Source organism: Amycolatopsis sp. TNS106 (assembly GCF_019330265.1).
In the GTDB taxonomy this organism is placed as follows: domain Bacteria; phylum Actinomycetota; class Actinomycetes; order Mycobacteriales; family Pseudonocardiaceae; genus Amycolatopsis; species Amycolatopsis lurida.
The window spans coordinates 245,113-262,899 of sequence record NZ_CP024972.1; the positions used below are offsets into that span (position 1 = coordinate 245,113).

Annotated in this window: 15 protein-coding genes; 3 read left to right on the forward strand and 12 right to left on the reverse strand. The window is 69.8% G+C overall.

Translation table 11 applies throughout. The features are described 5' to 3' along the window. Window positions 1-311: 311 nt before the first annotated feature. Entirely contained in the window at window positions 312-1,655 is a 1,344-nt protein-coding gene (locus CVV72_RS01285) for an MFS transporter (protein ID WP_219150597.1), read from the reverse strand. A 217-nt stretch (window positions 1,656-1,872) separates the two neighbouring features. On the opposite strand from CVV72_RS01285, the gene CVV72_RS01290 reads away from it, so the two are divergent. Both CVV72_RS01290 and CVV72_RS01295 read left to right on the forward strand, forming a co-directional pair. Continuing rightward, entirely contained in the window at window positions 1,873-2,706 is an 834-nt protein-coding gene (locus tag CVV72_RS01290) for an alpha/beta fold hydrolase (RefSeq protein ID WP_255632444.1), read from the forward strand. Window positions 2,707-2,715: 9 nt separating this feature from the next. Continuing rightward, a complete protein-coding gene (locus CVV72_RS01295) occupies window positions 2,716-3,546 on the forward strand; it encodes an AraC family transcriptional regulator (RefSeq protein WP_255632445.1) in 831 nt (276 codons plus the stop codon). Between the two features lie 64 nt (window positions 3,547-3,610). Here the strand turns inward: CVV72_RS01295 and CVV72_RS01300 are convergent, their stop codons facing one another. The 10 genes from CVV72_RS01300 to CVV72_RS01345 all read right to left on the reverse strand — a co-directional run bounded on the left by CVV72_RS01300 (window position 3,611) and on the right by CVV72_RS01345 (window position 13,566). Beyond that, window positions 3,611-5,026: a glycoside hydrolase family 3 protein gene (locus CVV72_RS01300; protein WP_219153755.1), complete on the reverse strand. Its 1,416-nt coding sequence runs from the start codon at window positions 5,024-5,026 to the stop codon at window positions 3,611-3,613. Beyond that, window positions 5,019-5,834, reverse strand: a complete 816-nt coding sequence (locus tag CVV72_RS01305) for an HAD family hydrolase (RefSeq protein WP_219150599.1) — start codon at window positions 5,832-5,834, stop codon at window positions 5,019-5,021. The genes CVV72_RS01300 and CVV72_RS01305 overlap by 8 nt, the downstream gene beginning before the upstream one ends. Then, window positions 5,831-7,612, reverse strand: coding sequence for a glycosyltransferase (locus tag CVV72_RS01310; RefSeq protein ID WP_219150601.1), 1,782 nt, complete (start codon window positions 7,610-7,612; stop codon window positions 5,831-5,833). The genes CVV72_RS01305 and CVV72_RS01310 overlap by 4 nt, the downstream gene beginning before the upstream one ends. Continuing rightward, entirely contained in the window at window positions 7,609-8,670 is a 1,062-nt protein-coding gene (locus CVV72_RS01315; protein ID WP_219150603.1) for a glycosyltransferase family 4 protein, read from the reverse strand. Before CVV72_RS01315 ends, CVV72_RS01310 begins: the two co-directional genes overlap by 4 nt. After that, window positions 8,667-9,191 (reverse strand): deoxycytidine triphosphate deaminase, encoded by a 525-nt coding sequence (locus CVV72_RS01320; RefSeq protein ID WP_219150605.1) that lies wholly within the window; start codon window positions 9,189-9,191, stop codon window positions 8,667-8,669. The genes CVV72_RS01315 and CVV72_RS01320 overlap by 4 nt, the downstream gene beginning before the upstream one ends. Then, on the reverse strand, window positions 9,188-9,718 hold the full coding sequence (gene dcd, locus CVV72_RS01325) for a dCTP deaminase (RefSeq protein WP_219150607.1): 531 nt from the start codon (window positions 9,716-9,718) through the stop codon (window positions 9,188-9,190). The genes CVV72_RS01320 and dcd overlap by 4 nt, the downstream gene beginning before the upstream one ends. Then, complete coding sequence (locus tag CVV72_RS01330) at window positions 9,715-10,683, reverse strand: diiron oxygenase (RefSeq protein WP_255632446.1); 969 nt, start codon at window positions 10,681-10,683, stop codon at window positions 9,715-9,717. Before CVV72_RS01330 ends, dcd begins: the two co-directional genes overlap by 4 nt. After that, a complete protein-coding gene (locus CVV72_RS01335) occupies window positions 10,680-11,720 on the reverse strand; it encodes a polysaccharide deacetylase family protein (protein ID WP_219150609.1) in 1,041 nt (346 codons plus the stop codon). The genes CVV72_RS01330 and CVV72_RS01335 overlap by 4 nt, the downstream gene beginning before the upstream one ends. Before the next feature lie 26 nt (window positions 11,721-11,746). Beyond that, entirely contained in the window at window positions 11,747-12,907 is a 1,161-nt protein-coding gene (locus CVV72_RS01340) for an MFS transporter (protein WP_219150611.1), read from the reverse strand. A gap of 227 nt (window positions 12,908-13,134) precedes the next feature. Continuing rightward, complete coding sequence (locus CVV72_RS01345) at window positions 13,135-13,566, reverse strand: HIT family protein (protein ID WP_219150613.1); 432 nt, start codon at window positions 13,564-13,566, stop codon at window positions 13,135-13,137. A gap of 182 nt (window positions 13,567-13,748) precedes the next feature. Between CVV72_RS01345 and CVV72_RS01350 the strand changes: the two genes are divergently transcribed. Further along, window positions 13,749-15,047: a phytase gene (locus tag CVV72_RS01350; protein WP_219150615.1), complete on the forward strand. Its 1,299-nt coding sequence runs from the start codon at window positions 13,749-13,751 to the stop codon at window positions 15,045-15,047. A 99-nt stretch (window positions 15,048-15,146) separates the two neighbouring features. Here CVV72_RS01350 and CVV72_RS01355 read toward each other — a convergent pair whose 3' ends face one another. Then, entirely contained in the window at window positions 15,147-17,693 is a 2,547-nt protein-coding gene (locus CVV72_RS01355) for a tetratricopeptide repeat protein (RefSeq protein WP_219150617.1), read from the reverse strand. Window positions 17,694-17,787 lie beyond the last annotated feature (94 nt).

The following is a 17,787-nucleotide window of genomic DNA, read 5'->3' on the forward strand; positions in this document are numbered from 1 at the left end:
GTGCAGGTCCGGGCTCCGCGCGGATGACGCGCCTGGCGAAATCGGGTTTCGCCTCGCCCGCACCTTTGGGGTGCTTCCGCGACCGCGCCGACCGCGGGAAAGATGCGGGCTCCTACTTGTTTCTCTTCCGTTGGGTGATAACCGTCAGAGGTGGTGACCCGAAAGATACGACGCCCTTAGACCGTTCGGGGTAACAGTTTGATGGCGAGATCAAACTGGCTGCAAGCGGCGATCCGCTCAGGGGGCCGCTCACCCGGCCGGGCTACCTCAGTGTGAGTGACCGCGTGCGCGTGAAGTCCTCGGACTCAAGGTCAGGACCGGGTCGAATTCAGGTCGGTGCCCCGGGTTTCGGCGCTGAAGAGCAGGGCGACGAGGGTGACGGCGATGGTGCCGACGAGGTACAGCACGACCGCCGTGGGGCCTTGTTTTTCGGCCAGCCACACGGCGATGAGGGGCGCGGGCGCGCCGGCGATGATCGAGGAACCTTGGAACACCAGGGAGGCGCCGGCGAAACGGCGGCGGGTCGGGAAGAGCTCGGCGATCCACGCGGCTTCCGGGCCGGCCAGGAGCCCGTGCAGTGCCGCGCCGATGCCGATGCCGAGATAGAGCAGCGGCAGGTTGTCGGCTTGGACGACGGCGAAGAAGACCGGCGCCCACACCGCGAGGCCCGCCGCCGGGACCAGCATGGCGATACGCCGTCCGACGAGGTCCGACCAGTAGCCGCCGGCCAGCATTCCCGCGAACTGCAGCAGAGACCCGACGGCCACGGCGAGGAGGACGTCGGACTTGTCGTAGCCGAAGGTCTTCGTGGCATAGGCGACCACGAAGACGGTGTAGACGTAGAAGGCCACGTTCTCGCCGAGCCGCACGCCGAGCCCGCGGAGGAGGGGACCAGGGTGAGCGAGTGTCTCGAGGATGCTCGATCGCTCCCGGACGCCGTCCGCGGAGACCGCGGCCCGCGCCTGCGCCTCCCGGAACACCGGCGACTCGTCGATGCGCCGCCGGATCCAGAAGCCGATGACCAGAAGCGGGATCGCGAACAGGAAACCGATGCGCCACCCCCATTGGTCGAAGGCGTTTTCGGGGAGGACCAAGGCGATCCCGCCGACCACGGCGGTGGCCAGCACCGCGCCCAGCGGCGCTCCCGCCTGCGGCCACGCCGACCAGAATCCACGCCGCTTCGGGCTTCCGTACTCGCTGACCATCAGCACCGCCGCGCCGAACTCGCCGCCGAGGGCGAACCCCTGGATCAGCCTCAGCACGACCAGCGAGATCGTCGCCCCGATGCCGGCCTGCGAGTAGGTGGGGAGCAGCCCGATCGCGGAGGTCGACAGCCCGAGGAGCAGGAAAGTGGTCACCAGCATGGGTTTGCGGCCGAGGCGATCGCCGAGATGCCCGAAGACGATGCCGCCGATCGGGCGCGCGACGAAGCCGAGCCCCTGTGTCGCCAGCGCGAGCAGCAACTGGGCGAACCCGTCGCCACCGGGGAAGAACAGCGGCCCGAGCACGGTGGCGGCCAGGATCCCGTAGAGCGCGAAGTCGTACCACTCCAGCACCGCCCCGGCGGTACTGCCCGCCAGCACCCGCCTGAACGCCGACCGGCTGACGCCGGACCTCGGATCGGCCGTTTCGTGCGAGGCGGGCACGTTCGTCACTTTCGCTCCTCGTCGAGTCGGCCGGATCAGGCACAGTGTCCGATATTCGAACAACGCGGAGCGCTAATCGGACACGTAGGAAGATAGACCGCCCCGGCGGGATCGCGCAATCAACTGCGGCCGGTCCGGCAGAGGCGCCACGGTTGCTCCCGCGACGTCGATCGTGCGGCGACATTCGTCCAAGACATGGCGGCCGGGGGCCGTGCACCATCCTCGTATGAGAGAGAACGGTGTCGAGCGTTCGCAGGGAGTGCACGTGGTGCGCGACGGTCCGCGGCAAGCGCCGCCGCTGGTGCTCATTCACGGATCGGGTGCTTCGGGTGCTTCGTGGAACCCGGTGGTCCCGGCCCTGGCCGCACACCACCACGTCGTCCGGGTCGATCTCCCGGGCTGCGGCCAGTCCCCGCCGCCACCGTCTTACGAGGTGCCCGTGCAGGCGAGCCGGGTGGCCGCGGTTCTCGACGACCTCGGCCTGCGGCACGTCGCCGTCGTCGGGCACTCCAGTGGCGGCTACGTCACCACCGCCCTCGCCGAACAGCGCCCCGACCTGGTGCGGTCGGTCGCGCTGATCAGCTGCGGGCCGCATCCCGACGCGCTGCTTCCTCAACCGTTGATCCTGCGGATCCTGCTGGGGCCGCCATTCGGCCCGCTGATCTGGCCGAGGCGTTCGGACGCGATGATCCGCAAGGGACTCCTGGCGACGACCGCGCGCCCGGTGGACATCCCCGACGACACGGTCGCCGAGTTCAAGCGCACCTCGTACCACGCGTTCAGGACGCTGTCGCGCCGCAACACCGAGTACATCGCCGAGCGCGGCGTGCCCGATCGGCTCGCCGCGCTCACCGTCCCGGTGCTGGCGATCTTCGGCGCCGCCGACCCCCGCTGGGACCACTCGTCGGTGCACCGGTACGAGATGGTGCCCGGCGCGCGGATCGAGCTGCTGTCCGGCGTGGGACACCTTCCCATGTTCGAAGCGCCCGAGACGACCAGCGAACTCCTGCTGAGTTGGGCTTCGAGGCAACGGGCCGTCGGCATCCCGCCCATGGCCTAGGCTGGTCGTATGGTGTCGACCGGCGCACGGCCGGACTGGACGAGGATGGACATCGCGGTTCCGCGCCGGTCGGAACGGCTGCCGGGGATCAGCATGGCCGGGTTCCGCCAGCGTGTCCCCGTCCCCGTGGACATCGCCATGGTCGCGCACCCCTCCGTCACGCTGCTCATCGATCTGAGCGAGGAGGGAGGCGTCGTCTGCGGCACCCGCGGCAGGCACGAGCGCGGCAGCGTCGTCATCGGGCTCCTGCCCGGCGATCTGCGGGCAGGCGGCCGTGTGGGGGAGTGCCTCCAAATCCGGCTGGCGCCGGACGTGGCGGCCGCGGTGTTCGACGCGTCGCCCGATCTCAGCGGGACGATGGCGCCCCTGGCGGACGTCTGGGGCCGCGACGCCGGGCGGGTCGAGGACCGGTTGCGCGCCGCCGCGTCGTGGGACGAACGGTTCACGATCGCGGCCGAGGTCCTCGGCCGGCGGCTGCGCGCCCGCACGCCGGTCGCACCGGAGGTCGCCCACACCTGGCGGCGGACGTCCACCAGCCGAGGGCTGGTAAAGGTCGACAGCCTGGCGGGCGAGGTCGGCTGGGATCGCAAGCGCCTGTGGTCCCGCTTCCGGTCTCAGCTGGGAATCAGCCCCAAACGTGCCATCCGGCTGGTGCGGTTCGACCACGCCGCCCACCTCCTCGCGGCCGGTCACGCCGCCGCCGGCGTCGCCGCCATGTGCGGCTACGTCGACCAGTCCCACCTCCACCGCGAAGTCAAGGCGTTCACCGGACTCACCCCCTCGATCGTGGCCGTCGCGCCGTGGCTCGCCATCGACGACGTCGCGTGGCCGGCTTCGTGAGCTTCACCGGTCTGATCTGTCGCGTCCGGTCCTCTCAGTGTCGCCCTGCGGCGGCGAATCCGTCTCACGGCCACCGCGCGGTGAGCTGCTCCACCGCCGCCTCGATGTTGACCGCACCGGCTCCGTAGGTCCGGATACTGGCTTTGACCCGCGGAGTCACGTCGTCCGGCATGCCGACGGCCACCACGATCGCGTCGGGCCGGGCGGTCAGGGCCTCGGCCAGCCGGGCCGTTTGCCAAGGGGTCCGGTAAGCGTCCCTCACCACCAGCACCACCGGGCCGGTCGACGGCAAGACCACCGGGTCGTCTTCGGCGGCGAGCACCGTCGAGTGGGCAGCGCCGAGTTCGGTCAGCCGGTCGGCGAGGCTCCAGTGGGCTTCACCCAGCGCGTTGCCGCCGGCGCGCAGTTCGACCACGAAGGCGGGAGCGGTCAACGCGACCGGTCCGTCGACGCGCAGCGCGCGCCGCGCGGCTTCGAGCCCGAGATCACGCGGAGCGGCCTTGGCGCGCAAAGCGGAGACTCGCGCGGCCGCGGTTTCCAGTGCCTCCACCGAAAGCGTGCCGGCGCGTACGGCGTCGGAGACCGACGTGCGGATGGCCGCGACGAGTTCCGCGCCGTCGGTCGGGCCGAGCAGCAGCAGATCCGATCCCGCCCGCAGAGCCCGGACGGCCACCGCGCCGATGTCCTGGTTGCCCTGGCCCGCTTCGATGGCGATCGCGCTGGACAGCAGCACACCTTCGTAGCCCAGCTCGTCGCGGGCGAGGTCGTGGAGCAGGCGGCGGCTCAGCGTCGCCGGATTGTCCGGGTCCAGTGCGGGATAGAGCACGTGGGCGGTCATCATCGCGTGGACGCCCGCCTTGATCGCCGACACGAAGGGCGCCAGTTCGCGCTCGCGGAACGTCGCATCCGGAATGTCCACAATGGGCAGTGCGTGGTGCGGGTCGGTCACCGTGGCGCCGTGGCCGGGAAAGTGCTTGGCGCACACGGACACGCCACCGTCCTGCATGGACTCGATGAACGCCGCGCCGTGTGCGGCGACCAGCTCCGGCCGGGCGCCGAAAGACCGGACCCCGATGATCGGGTTGTCGGGATCACTGTTGACGTCGATCGACGGGGCCAGGTTGAGGTTGACTCCGCAGGCCTTCAGATCCGCCGCGATGGCCGCGGCGACTTCGGCGGTCAACGTCAGGTCGTCGATCTCACCGAGCGCCAGGTTGCCCGGATACGCGCTGCCGGTTTCGTAGTCGAGGCGGGTGACGTCGCCGCCCTCCTCGTCCAGCGCGATCAGCGCGCCGGGCGCCGTCCGCCGCAGCGCGCGGGTGTGCCGGACGACCGCTTGCCTGCCGCCGTCCAGATTGGCCGGGAACAGGGTGACCCCGGCGAGCCCGTCGTCCAGCGCCGAATGCACCCAGGCCGGCGGTGCGGACCCGGTGTACCCGGCGAGCAGGCAGGCGTTGACGAGCCGGTCCAACTCATTCACCGACAACGGAGTTCTCCTTCGCGTAGAGCTCTTCGAGTACGACGGCGACGCCGTCTTCGCTGTTGCTGCCGATCACGTGGTCCACCAGCGCGAGCACGTCGGGGTGCGCGTTGGCCACGCCGTACGCCGTACCCGCCCAGGACAGCATCGGCAGGTCGTTGGGCATGTCACCGAACGCGATCACGTCCGAGGCCGCCACCCCGCTCCGCTCGGCCAGCCGGGCCAGCGCGGCCGCCTTGTTCACGCCGATCGCGATCGCTTCGACCAGGCGTGAGCCGTTGGAGTGGTACGCGGCGACGAGCCCGTCCAAGGCCGGCTTGGCCAGCGCGAGGAGTTCGTCGGCGGAAAGAGACGGGTGTCTGCCGAGCAGCTTCGGCGCGGGCAGGCCCACCAACGTCGCGTCGTCCGCGCGCTCGATCGTGGCGCCGCGGTCCCATTCCCACGGCTCGTAAACCGAGTCCGCGACCAGCCGGTCGGCGTGCTCCACGGCGATACCGATGCCGGGGATCGCCGCCCGCAGCCTGGCGACCGCTTCGGCCAGATCCGGGGTGGTGATGGCGTATTCCTCGACGACCGTCCTGGTGTGCATGTCGTACAGGTAGGCGCCGTTGGAGCAGATCGCGAGGCCACGGTCACCGAATCTCCCGGCGATCTCGGCCACCAGCCGCGGCGGGCGGCCGGTGGCGACCACGAATTCGGCGCCCGATTCTTCGACGAGCGCGAACGCCGACACCGTGCGGTCGGAGATCGTGCCGTCCGGGCGGACCACCGTGCCGTCGAGATCCGTCGCCACCAGCAAGGGCGTCATGGCATCAATCCTTCGTCCGAGAACAATCCGGTCCAGGCGTCCCGGCTGGTCAACCGCGGCAGCGCCGCGCGGTACTGCTCGCGGATGGCGGCGCCGTCGCGGATGAACCTGGCGAGCACTCGCGCGCCTTGACACGCCAGGCGGACCAGGTGCGCCCGGTCGTACGTGCGGACGCGGACACCTCGTTGCGACGCGTCGGTCACCACCGCCGTGCGCAACGCGCCGACACGCCACCAGTCGGCCTCCGAAACCGGCACCGAGCCCAGGGCGAGCCGGTGCACACCGAGCAACGGACCTAGTGCCAGCCGGTCGAAGACACTCGGTTCGCTGATCACGATGTCGTTCGACGCGAGCTCCGGCACGGCCGTCGGTGGATACGCGACGGTTTCCGGATGGCGAGCGCGCACCTCGCGGATCCGAGCCAGCGCCGCGACCCCGCCGTCGCGCAGGATGTCCGGCCCGTCGAGAAAATCCGACACCGCTTGGATCAGGGTCACCGCGGCGCCGTACCGCATGCCCAGCAGCGAGGGGATCAGCTCGGCGAGCAGGGTTCCGGCAATCTTCAGCACCGGGAAATCGCCGTGCAGCGCCGAGATGATCGTGTAGTTGCGCAGGATGAAGTACCGATTGAGCTCGTCGGAGTCCTTCCACGGGAAGTCGGTGTGCCACAGGCCCGCGCCCGGCAGCGTCACCGTCGGGAACCCGTGCCCCCGTGCCCGGTAGGAGTACTCGGCGTCGTCACCCTGGAAGAACAGGGGGAGCGGATAGCCGGCCTCCTTGACCACTTCGTACGGGATCAGGCACGCCCACCAGCCGTTGTACCCCGCGTCGACGCGGAACTCCTGCCGGTACGGCCTGCCGGTGTCCGGATCCGTGGCCAGCAGGTCGACCGCGTGCAGGCTGTGCCGGATCGGCATGCCCGGCCTGATGCCGTCCAGGTCGGTGTACTCGGCCGCCGCGTGCAACCGCGTGGGGTGGAGCAGGTTCAGCATCTGACCGCCGAGGATCAGCGGCTCCGCCGTGGACGCCGAAAACGCCGTCATCCGGACGAGCAGGTCGGGTTCCAGCACGATGTCGTCGTCCATGAACAGCACGTTCACGTTCTCGCCGTCGACCTCGTACAGGCCGCGCGTGAAACCGCCCGCGCCACCCAGGTTCGGCTGCCGCAGGTACCGCAGCTTGCCCGGCGGCAGAACGCCCTCGGCCGGCACCGGGTCGGTGCCCTGATCGACGACGTACACGGCGTGCACCGCGGCCCGCGCCAAGTCGTCGCCGGCGATCGCGGTGAGCGTGGCGAGGCAGTCGGCCGGGCGGTCCATCGTGCAGATGGTCACCACCGTCGGCCGTGACCGTTCCGCCGCCGGAACCGTCCAGCGCACGTCGCGGACGACAAGTCGTTGACCCGGTTCGGTTTCCCAGTCCAGCCACAACGCGCCGCCGTCGACGAACCGGTCGAGGGGAGCGACCAGCGAGATCGGCTCGCCGTCCACCATCCGTGCCGCCACCACGCGGGACTCGCCCTCGAAATCCGACGCCAGCAGGGAAACCGTGCCGGAACCGGCGGCCTCCAGTTCGACCCCGACGGCGCCGACCGCCGTCCAGCGCTGCCAGTAGCTTGCCGGGAACCGCCCGAAGTACGTGTTGCCGGAGACCTTCGAGGACGGCTCCAGCGTGAGGGTGCTCCGCTCGCGGCGGGCGCCGCCCGAGACGATCTGAGCGTAGAGATCCTTGCTGATCACCGGATCGGGCCCGGCGAACAGCCCGCGTTGCGCGATCACCGGCGCACCTCGGCGGTCACCGCGTCCAGTCCGGCCGCGGTCTTCGACAGCGGGAACCGGGCCGCGTTGCGCAGTCCGGCCGCACGCAGGTCCGTCAGCGCGCTGTCGTCCTCGGCCAGCAGCCGGATGGTGTCCGCGAGCGTGGACCGGGTGAACCGCATCGCCGAGTCGCCAAGTACCTCGGTCAACCCCGGCACCGGCTGATACGCCACCGGCAACCCGCAGGCCTGCGCCTCGACCGCGACGAGCCCGAACGCCTCCAGCGTCGTCGACGGCATCACGAGCAGGTCGTGCCGCGCGAAGGCCTGCCACAACGCGGGCCGGTCGAACCAGCCGAGGTACTCGACTTGAGTCGTGTCCGACGGCAGCGCGGCGAACTCGTGCTCGGGCGCCGCGACGCACAACGTCACGCCGGGCAGCGCCGTCAGATCCGCGATCAGCTCGGCCGCCCCCTTCTCCGCGGTCAGCCGCCCGGCGTACAGCACCCGGAACCCGTCCCGGGGCCCGGGCCGTGGCGGCGGCGAGTGCAGCAGCCGATCGGGGATTCCCCAGGGCACGTGCACGATCCGCTTCGGTTCGACCGGTGTGACCTCGCGCAGGAGGTCGGCCATCGCCGAGGTCGGCACGACGACCGCGTCCGCCGCCGCCGCGGCCTCGTGCAGCACCTCACGCTGGGTGGGATGCTCCGCCGCGAAGAGCAGATCGGTGCCGTGCACCAGCGCGATCCGCGGATGGCCGGGGAACGCGCGAAGCAACGCGGGCGTGGCACCGAAACTCAAGTGCTGCCAATGCACCGCGTCGAAATCGGCCGGATCGAACCGGCGCCGGATCGCCGTCGCGAGTGCGTCCACATAGGACCAGAATCCTGGCCCGTCGAGCTGCTTTCCCGCCACGTCGAGCAGTTCCGGCCCGCCGGACACCGCATCGGAGCCGAGCATGAAGACAGCGGCCTCGATCGGTGCGTCCGGCGCGAGGTAGAGGTCCTTGAGGAGCTCGACGCTCCCGCCGGGACTACCCGGCGGGAGGTCGATCCCGGTCAGTGTCTTCGGTTTCTTCACGACAATTCCTCGTACAGCCGCGAAATGTCGATCCCGGCCGTGCTCGTGTACTTCACGCCGACGTGCTGATAACTCGCCAGCGATCCGTGCGCGACCAGGAAGATGATCTTGCCGAAGGTCATCAGCGGATAGACCCGGACCGGCCTGGCGACCCTGATCTCCAGCGTCCAGTTGATCGCGTGGCCGACGTGCCCGAGCGGCGCCGAGACATGGACCCAGATACCGAGCCCGCCGATCGTGTGGTCACCGTTGATCATCTGCGCGTAGCGCTCGGAACGTGTCCGCTCGTGGGTGACACCGAGGTACAGCCGCCCCGGTTCGAGCACCAGCCCCTCGGGCGGGATGACGAGCTCGGTGAACGGCGTCGACCTCGCCGCGTCCAGCTCCGTGTCGAAGACGCGCATCTTCTCGCCGAGGCGCCAGTCGTACGCGTTGGGCGACAACCGGTCCGGCTCGAACGGGTCGATCACGATGTCCCCGCTCTCCAGCGCCTTCTCGATCGCCTTGCGGGTGAGGATCACGACGTGACCGCCACCCGGTCGCGCCAATAGCGGGATTCCTGCGGGCCGACCGCCGACTGGTACTTCCCCGCGTAGAGATCGATCTCGCCGGAGGACACGAAGAACATGATCTGGCCGATCTTCATGCCGTTGTAGACCCGCAACGGCTGCACGGGGGAGAGCATGAGCGTCCACTGGCCGTGGAACCCGATGTCCCCGATCGGTGCGGTGATCTCGACGAACAGCCCGAGCCTGCCGACCGAGGACCGGCCGAACAGCAGCGGCACGTAGATGTCCGAGCCGATGCGCTCCTCGGTGTGCCCGAGATAGAGCTGGTCTGGCTGGAGCACGTACCCGTCTTCGGGCAGCTGGATCGTCTCGGTCGGGTTCGGGTGGTAGGCGTCGACGATCTTGTCCCGATAGGACATCAGCGTGCCGCCGAGCGTGACGTTGTAGCTGTTCGGGTTGACCTGGTCCGGGCTGAACGGGGAGATCGCGATCCGGCCGTCGGTCACCGACTCGGTGATCTCGGGCCCGGTCAGGATCATCTGACGCCGCCCTTGGCCGTCACGAAGTGGTACTTCACCTTGTCTTCGATCCCGAGATCCCGCAGCAGCCGGTGCACGGTCGCGAAGTCGTTCATCATGACTTCGCCGTCCTCCTTGGCGCGGCAGTCGGCGATGATCTCGTCGACGTGCTCGATACCGGCGAACCGGAGCACCTGCGGCCACAGCTCGTAGTCCTCGGCGCCGAACGCGGTGATCGCGTCGGGGAGGTACCGGATGAAGAACTCCTGCCGTTCCGGCTCCAGCTTCGGGTAGATCTCCTTCATCAGCTCGGCCAGCACGGGGCCGTGCGCCGCCTCGTCGCGGGCGTGCAGCCGGGCGATGAGCGCGTGCATCGGCTGGATGGACTTGTCGCCCGCCAGCAGATCGAGGAAGGCGTTGATGCTGACCTCGCCGACGACCGTCCACATGAGATAGAGCAGGTCGCGCTGCCATTGCTCGTCCATGCTCTCCGCGAGCGCGTAGAGCCTGCGGTTCGTCACCGGCTCCACAAAGGATTCTTCGAGACCGATCCCGCGTGCCTCGCGGGTGCGCTGCATCGCCATCATGTGCATGTAGGTGTGCCACACCTCGTCGATATGGGACTGCTGGACGACTTCCTTGACCTCGTAACGGTCGACACCGGGGAAGACGCCGTGCGCGAGCTTCTCGAAGGTCGGGTTCGCAACGTGTTCCTCGGCGGCGATGACGCGCTCGTTGTAGGCGATCCACGCCAGCGTGTTGACGAGCAGCCGCTGCTCGTCCGACGCTTCGAGGAACCGCGGGTGCTCCGAGAACGGCATGAGGTGCAGCGGGTAGTCCAGCAGGCTGGGATCGTATTCGCCGGGGTCGACCACTCCGGCCATGTCGGTGCGGATGGTCGCGCGTTTGGGCCAGGCCGCCGCCAGCCTGCGCAGCATGCTCGGTCCGACGTGGGTCTCCGCAAGCTCGATGGGATGCATCGTCATCTCTCTCCTGTCGCGAAGTTCGGGGTCACCAGGTCTTCGACGCGGACGAACTCGAGTCCGCGGGCCAGCAGTCCTTCGATCACCGACGGCAAGGCGGTGACGGTCTGGGAACGGTCGCCGCCACCGTCGTGCATCAGCACGATCGAGCCGGGAATCGTCTGCCGCAGCACGGTTCGCGCGATCACCTCCGGACCGGGCATCGCCCAGTCCTCGGTGTCGACGTCCCACAGCGCGAGCCGCGCGCCGAGGTCCGTCAGCGAGCGGAGCACCGCGGGGGTCCGTGATCCGTAGGGCGGGCGGAAGAACGCGGGCACGGTTCCGAAGGCCTCCGCGATCACGTCGCCGGTGCGGTCGAGCTGGTCGGCCAGCTCCGTCGCCGAGAGATCCGGAAGATAGGGATGGGACCACGTGTGGTTGCCGACGCCATGGCCCTGTTCCGCCATCCGCCGCAGCTCTTCGCCGCGCGCGCCCGCGTTCAGCCCGACACAGAAGAAGGTGGCGCGGACCCCGTAAGACTCGAGAATGTCGAGGATCCGCCCGGTGTACGGAGGATGCGGGCCGTCGTCGAACGTGAGCGCGATCTGCCCGCGCGTCCGGTCGCCGTGCTCCAGTGAGCGTCCGGCCGCCGTCATCGCGGCCAGCGCTTCGTCACTGGAGGCCATCGCCGCGTGGTGTTCGTCCAGCCGTCCGGCGAGCGAACCCGACTCGATCTCCAGGCGCACCAACGAACCGGGATCCCGCCAGGCCGCGCGCGCCAGTTCGACGGCGGGCACCGAGCCGAAGCCGGGCCTCGGTGGCAGGATTGCCGGGTCGGCGCGGTACATGTCCAGGCCGGCGGCCATGAAACCGCCGTCGAGCATGCCGTTGGTGCTGTCGACGACCGCGGTCACCGAGCCGCCGAGGCCGTTCAGATAGGACGCGATCTCCTTGCTCCGGTCCGCGGCGAACCGCACGGCCGGCCGGTCACCGTGCCCGTTCCCGTCGAGGACCGCGATCTCGAAACCCGAGGCGGTCCAGCCGATTCCGGCGTACAGCATCGATTTACCCCCATGGTGCGTGTCACTCAATCCAGTCCGGCTGTGGTGAGGTGCCTGGCGGTCGCCCGCCGGACGACGATCGGCCCGGCGACGGCGATCACCGCCGCGAGCAGGCCGGGCACCACCATGGCGGTGCCCAGCGAGGTGGCATCGGCGAGCGGGCCGATGACCGCGGGCCCGCCGAGCTGCCCGGCGTAGGCCATGGTGGTCACCCAGGAAAGCGCGCGCCCGACGTTCGCGCCACCCGCGCCGACGGCGCTGAAGATCGCCGGTACGACGGTCGCCAGACCGGCCGCCACGACCACCCAGCCGACCAGGCCGAAAGCCAGCCGTCCCCCGGGAAGCAGTGGCGCGACGAAAACGAGCGCGTAGCCCAGTGCGGCGACCGATCCCGCGTACCGCATCCAGCTCGCCGGGTTCACCTTCGACCGGAGCCGATCGGCGGTGAGCCGGGAGACGGTCAGCGCGGCGGCGAACGCCGTGTACGCGAACGACGCCGTCGCCGGATCCGCGCCGAGCATTCCTTGCGCGTGCAGGGAAGCCCAGCTGTAACCGGCGCCCTCGCTGACGAAACCGGCCAGGGCGACCAGGCCGAGCAGCATGATGGTGCTCGTCGGCAGCCCGGCGGACGAGACGACCGGGTCATCCGCCACCTCGTGTCGCGTCTTGCCGGTCAGTAAATGCTTGCCGGGCAAGAGAAACAGCGCTGCCGCGGCCACACCGGCGCCGGCCATCAACGGCGCGCCACCCGTGTCGAGATGCAGGCCGATGGTGATCGTGAGGCCGCCGGCCACTCCTCCCAGGCTCCACACCCCATGGAACGCCGACATGATCGAGCGTCCGTAGCGGGTCTCCACCTCGACGGCGTGGCCGTTCATCGCGACGTCCAAGGAGCCGAGCGCACCGCCGAGCACGAACGCGGCGGCCAGCAGTACCGGAAAATTCGGGGCCAGTGCGGGGCCGAGCAGCGTGAGCGCCGCGACGGGCGCGATCACCCGTAACACCGCGCGGCTCGACCAGGCATCGGCCAGCCGGCCGGCCACCGGCATGCAGGCCATCGAGCCGAGCGCGGTGATCAGCAGGACCAGCCCGATGCGGCCCTCGCCGAGGTGGAGCCGGGCGTTGATCGACGGCAATGACGCGCTCCAGACGGCGCAGATCAGTCCGCAGAGCCCGAAAACGCCCATCACGGCCATTCTGGCGCGACGAACGGCGGGCTCGGGACGCGTCACGGCGGCGGACTTCCTTTTCTGCTGGCGGGCATGACAAAGGAGAAGTCCGCCTTGTCCACATAGGACAAAGCTGCGAACCGTCCCCCAGTTCGACCGGATCCGCGACGGTGCGATCCGGCTATAGTAAAGAAACTTTCCTAATGAGGATGCAGGCCCGATGGTCCCGCTGTCAAGGGACAAACTCACGGTTCGGGCGGCGGCGCGAGCAGTGCACGCACGGCCGCCAGCTCGTCGTCACCTTTCGCCGAGGCGACCCAAGGCCTCGTCAAATGATCACCCGCCATCCTGGGCACCAGGTGGACATGAAGGTGGAAGACGTCCTGCCAGCCGGCGGATCGGTTGGCCTGGAACAAGGTCAGTCCGTCCGGCCGCAGCACTTCGCGGATCCGGGCGGCCATCGAGTGGACGGTCCGCATGACGGCGGCCGCGCTCTCGGCGGAGATCTCCCAGATGTCCGCGGCGTGGGCCCGGGGTATCACCAGGGTGTGCCCCGGCAGCACGGCGGTGTGATCGAGGAACGCGATCGTCTGCTCGTCCTCGAACAGTACGCGTCCGGCGCCCTCGCGGCCGGCCGCGATCTCACAGAACACGCAAGCGTTGTCGGTTTCGTCCATGCCGCCGACTGTAGAGCGGGCTGGCGAACGACGGCACTGTCCACAGTGGAGTTTCGAGGTGGTGGTGACGAGTGACGGTGTTCATGTCCTGGTCACCTGGCCGTGCCGTTACTCTCGGGTAACTTGTCACGTGGTGACTTCATAGTGGGCTGTCCGATTCGCTCCAGGGAAGGAACACCTTGATGGCTCAGGCCTCCAGAGCCCGCGTCACCGTCGGCGGTCTCGTGCTCGTCGCGGCGCTCGCCGCGGTTTCGCCCCCTTCGGCCGTTGCGGCCGGTGAACTGCCGAGCGTGAAGCCGACGACCGAGACCCCTGCCGTGTACGACGACGAGGCAGGCGGCAACGCGGACGCCGACGACCCGGCGATCTGGCGCAACCCGGCGGCTCCGGATCGCAGCCTCGTCGTCGCCACGGTCAAGGAAGGCGGTCTGCGCGTCTACGACCTCGACGGCCGCGAAGTGCAGTCGATACCGGCGCCGAAAGCACCCGGCCCGGATGATGCCCCCGGCCGGTTCAACAACGTCGACCTCGTTCACCGGATGAAGGTCGGCTCCAGGGTGAGCGACCTGGCCGTCGCCAGTGATCGCGGCCGCGACCGGCTGCGGATCTACCGTATCGACGGCGGAAACGCCGGTGCCCCGCTCACCGACATCACCGATCCGTCGGCGCCGGCGATCTTCTCGTCTTCGCAGGAGGAGATCAACGAGCAGCGCACCGCTTACGGCCTGGCCACGTGGACCGATCCCGCCAGCGGCCGGTCGTTCGCGGTGGTCAGCCAGCGGGAACGCACGGCGCTCAGCCTGCTGGAGCTGACCGCGGGAGCCGGAGGCACGGTCTCCTACCGCAAGGTGCGCACTCTCGCGTTGCCGTCCCGGTTCCGGTTGCCGAACGGCAAGTCGTGGACCCCGTGCGGCGAACCGGGCGAACTGCCCCAGATCGAAGGTATGGTCGTCGATCCCGCTGACGGCACCCTCTATGCCGGGCAGGAGGACGTGGGTATCTGGCGGGTGGACGCCGACCTCGAAGGCACTCCGAAGCTCATCGACAAGGTCCGCGAGTACGGCGTCCCCGGGACCTACGACGAGGCGACCGAAGAGTGCGTACCCGGATCCGACCCGGGCTACGGTGGCACGCGCCTGTCGGCCGACGTCGAAGGTCTCACCCTGCTCAAGGAGAAGGACGGTGACGGCTACCTCCTCGCTTCCAGCCAGGGGGACAACAGTTTCGCCGCCTACGACCGCGAACTGGGCGACGGCAACGAGTACGAAGGCGGCTTCCGGGTGATCGCCGCGTCCGCGACGCTCGACGGCACCGAGGAAAGCGACGGCGCCGCCGTTCTCAACGAGCCGCTCGGCAGCAAGTACCCCAACGGCCTGCTCGTCGTCCAGGACGGTGACGACAAGCCGGGGGAGCCGGGCCGGGACGCCACGAACTTCAAGTTCGTCGACCTCGAACGCGTACTCGACGCCCTCGACGACTGACCCGGCGGCTGCACATCAGTGACCACCCGGCACGCGGCCCGCTCCGCGTGCCGGGTGGGTCGTGACGATCTTCCGCATGGGTGTTCTCAGTCCTCACGTTCAGCCGGGAGACGACCCTGTCGAACACGCGCCCGACATGAGACGGTCGCGGACCTCGACGGCCTCCGGCACACCCATCTCGGTGTACGCGGCGTGCGCGGTCTGCCAGTGTTTCCGCGCGGTGACCGGATCCCCGGCGGCGAACAGCGCGTCACCGAGCCCGTTTTGGGCTCTGGCCAGTTCGTAGCGGCTGTCCGCCGCGGTCGCCGACTCGATCGACTGTCGCAGGCAGTGCACGGCGTCGGCCGCCCGTCCGGCGGCGAGCAGGGTCGCCGCCAGGTCGTTGTTCGCCGCCAGCACTCCTTCCCTGCTGCCGATCTCCCTGGCCAGCTCGATGGCTTGCCGGTGATGTGCCAGCGCCTCGTCGATCCGTCCCGCCTCGACGAGCAGGACACCGAGATGGTTGAGGACCTTGCCTTCGTCGGCCCGGTTGTGCGCCTGCCTCGCCACGGCGAGCGCCTGTTCGTAACAGGCCCAGGCGTCGGTGTCCTTTCCCATGCGCCAGAACGTGGTGCCGAGACCGTCGAGCGTCCGGCATTCGCAGAGGTGGTCACCGCTCGCCCTGGTCACGTCGAGGGCCTGGGACAAATAGTCGACGGCGACCGGATAATTCCCCAGGCGCATCTCGGCGAGCCCGATATTGCACAACTGTCGCGCCCGGAACGATTCGTTGTTCCTCGCGACGGCGAACTCCATGGCCCGCCGGAAACAGGGCAAAGCGGCGCGATAGTCACCGAGGCTGGTCAGCAACAGGCCTACGTTCCCCGACAGGTTGACGACGTAATCGGATTCACCCGCGGCGGAGAACTCCTTGATCGCGTCCTCCAGGACGACGAGTGCCTCGGCGGTGTTGCCCCGCTGCCAGTGGGTCATGGCCAGCCCGTTCAGCACGTGCCCTCGGGTGGCACCGGACGCGACCCGGACGGCGTTGCCGAACAGGGCGAGTGCGTCACTCACGTGGACGCGGGCCTCGAAATAGCTCGTCATCACGCATGCGAGCCGCGTTACGTGCTCGTCCCGCCCCTCGCTCAGCGCCCAGCCGGACGCGACGACGAGGTTGACGCGCTCGGTGTCCAGCCAGGCCATCGCCTCGTCCGGCCCGTCGAACTCGAGAGCCCGCACCGCGGGGGTGGGCAGGTCCTCCCAGCGCTCCGCCTCGTGGGGGAAACAGGTGACGAGCGCGGCACGGGTGGTGGCCAGCTGGAAGTCGAGCAGCCGGACCGCGGCGGCCCGCCGCACCCGGGCTTGGACGTTCTCCCGGACGCGTTTCTCGGCGAACACCCGGACCAGGTCGTGCAATTCGAACCGGGACGCGCGGGCGGTCACCATGTTGGCCGCCACCAGATCGTCGAGTTGCCGTCGGACGACGTCGACGTCGACGCCGGTCAGCGCCGCCGCCGCGTGGTCGTCGATGTCCCGACCGGGATAGGCGGCGAGCAGACCGAGCAGGACCCGGTCCGGTTCGGCCAGTTCGTCGTACGACGTGCGCAACGCGACTTCGACCCCGTCGTCCAGCCGCAGCATGGTCCGCAGATCGGCGAGGCGATCCCGGTGGTCGGCCATCGTCCACTCGTCCGAGGCGGCCAGCCGTCGGGTCACCAGCGCGAGGGCCAGCGGTAGCCGTCCCACCAGCTCGACGATGTCGGTGGCCTCGCCCTGCTCCGCGTCGACGCGTTCGTCGCCGATCCCGTCGCGGAGCAACTCGACCGACTCTTCCGGCGTGAACACGTCGAGTTCCACGTGCCGCGCCGCGCCCAGCCCGGCGAGGCGGCGCCTGCTGGTGACCAGCACCATGCAGGTCGGAAGGGCGGGCAGCAAGGGCAGCACCTGGTCGGCCGACGCCGCGTTGTCCAGCAGGATCAGCGCACGCCGTCCGTCCAGCAGGCGGCGGAAAAGCGCGCTCCGGCCGGCGAGGGTGAGGCAGCCGATCTCGCTCCCGGAGGCCCCGAGCCTGCGCAGGAAGCCTTCGAGCACCGCGGCCGGGTCGGCGGCGGGCCGGTCCGCGTCGAAGCCGCGGAGATTCACCACCAGCCGCACGTCCGCGAACCGGCCGCGCTCGGCCAGCAGGCGGGCGACCTCGCCGGCGAACCGGGTCTTGCCGACCCCGGCCATCCCGGAGATCGCCCATACCCCGGCGTCGTCCGGCCCGGCCTCCAGCAGCCGGCGCAGCTGCGCCTTCCTGCCGACGAACCGGCCTGCCCCGGCGGGCAGGTGATCGGCCACGCTGATCACGGCCGCCTCGGTGGAGTGTCCGGTGATCACCCGGTGCGCTTGCCGCCATTCCGCGGCGACGTCCATGCCGAGCAGCACGGCCGCGATGTCGACGACCAGTTCGACGTCCAAGCGTTTGCGTCCCGGCAGCAGGCAGCGGTACACGGTGTTGTAGGCGGGCAGGTCGGCCGATCCCCGGGCCGTGCGCAGGCGCCGCACCCGCCGGTGCAGCTCCCGGTGGGTCAACCCCGCCCAGGCCAGCGCCTGCCTCAGCCGCTGGGAGAGCTCGTCGTACGACCGGGCGCCGACCGGGCTCGGCGGCTGTTCCTCCGTCACGGGAACCCCCTGGACACGTGAACCGATCCGTCCGGCGGTGACTCCCGGACCGAATGCTGACCGACCTTAGACGAGATTCGGCGGCCGCCGGTGC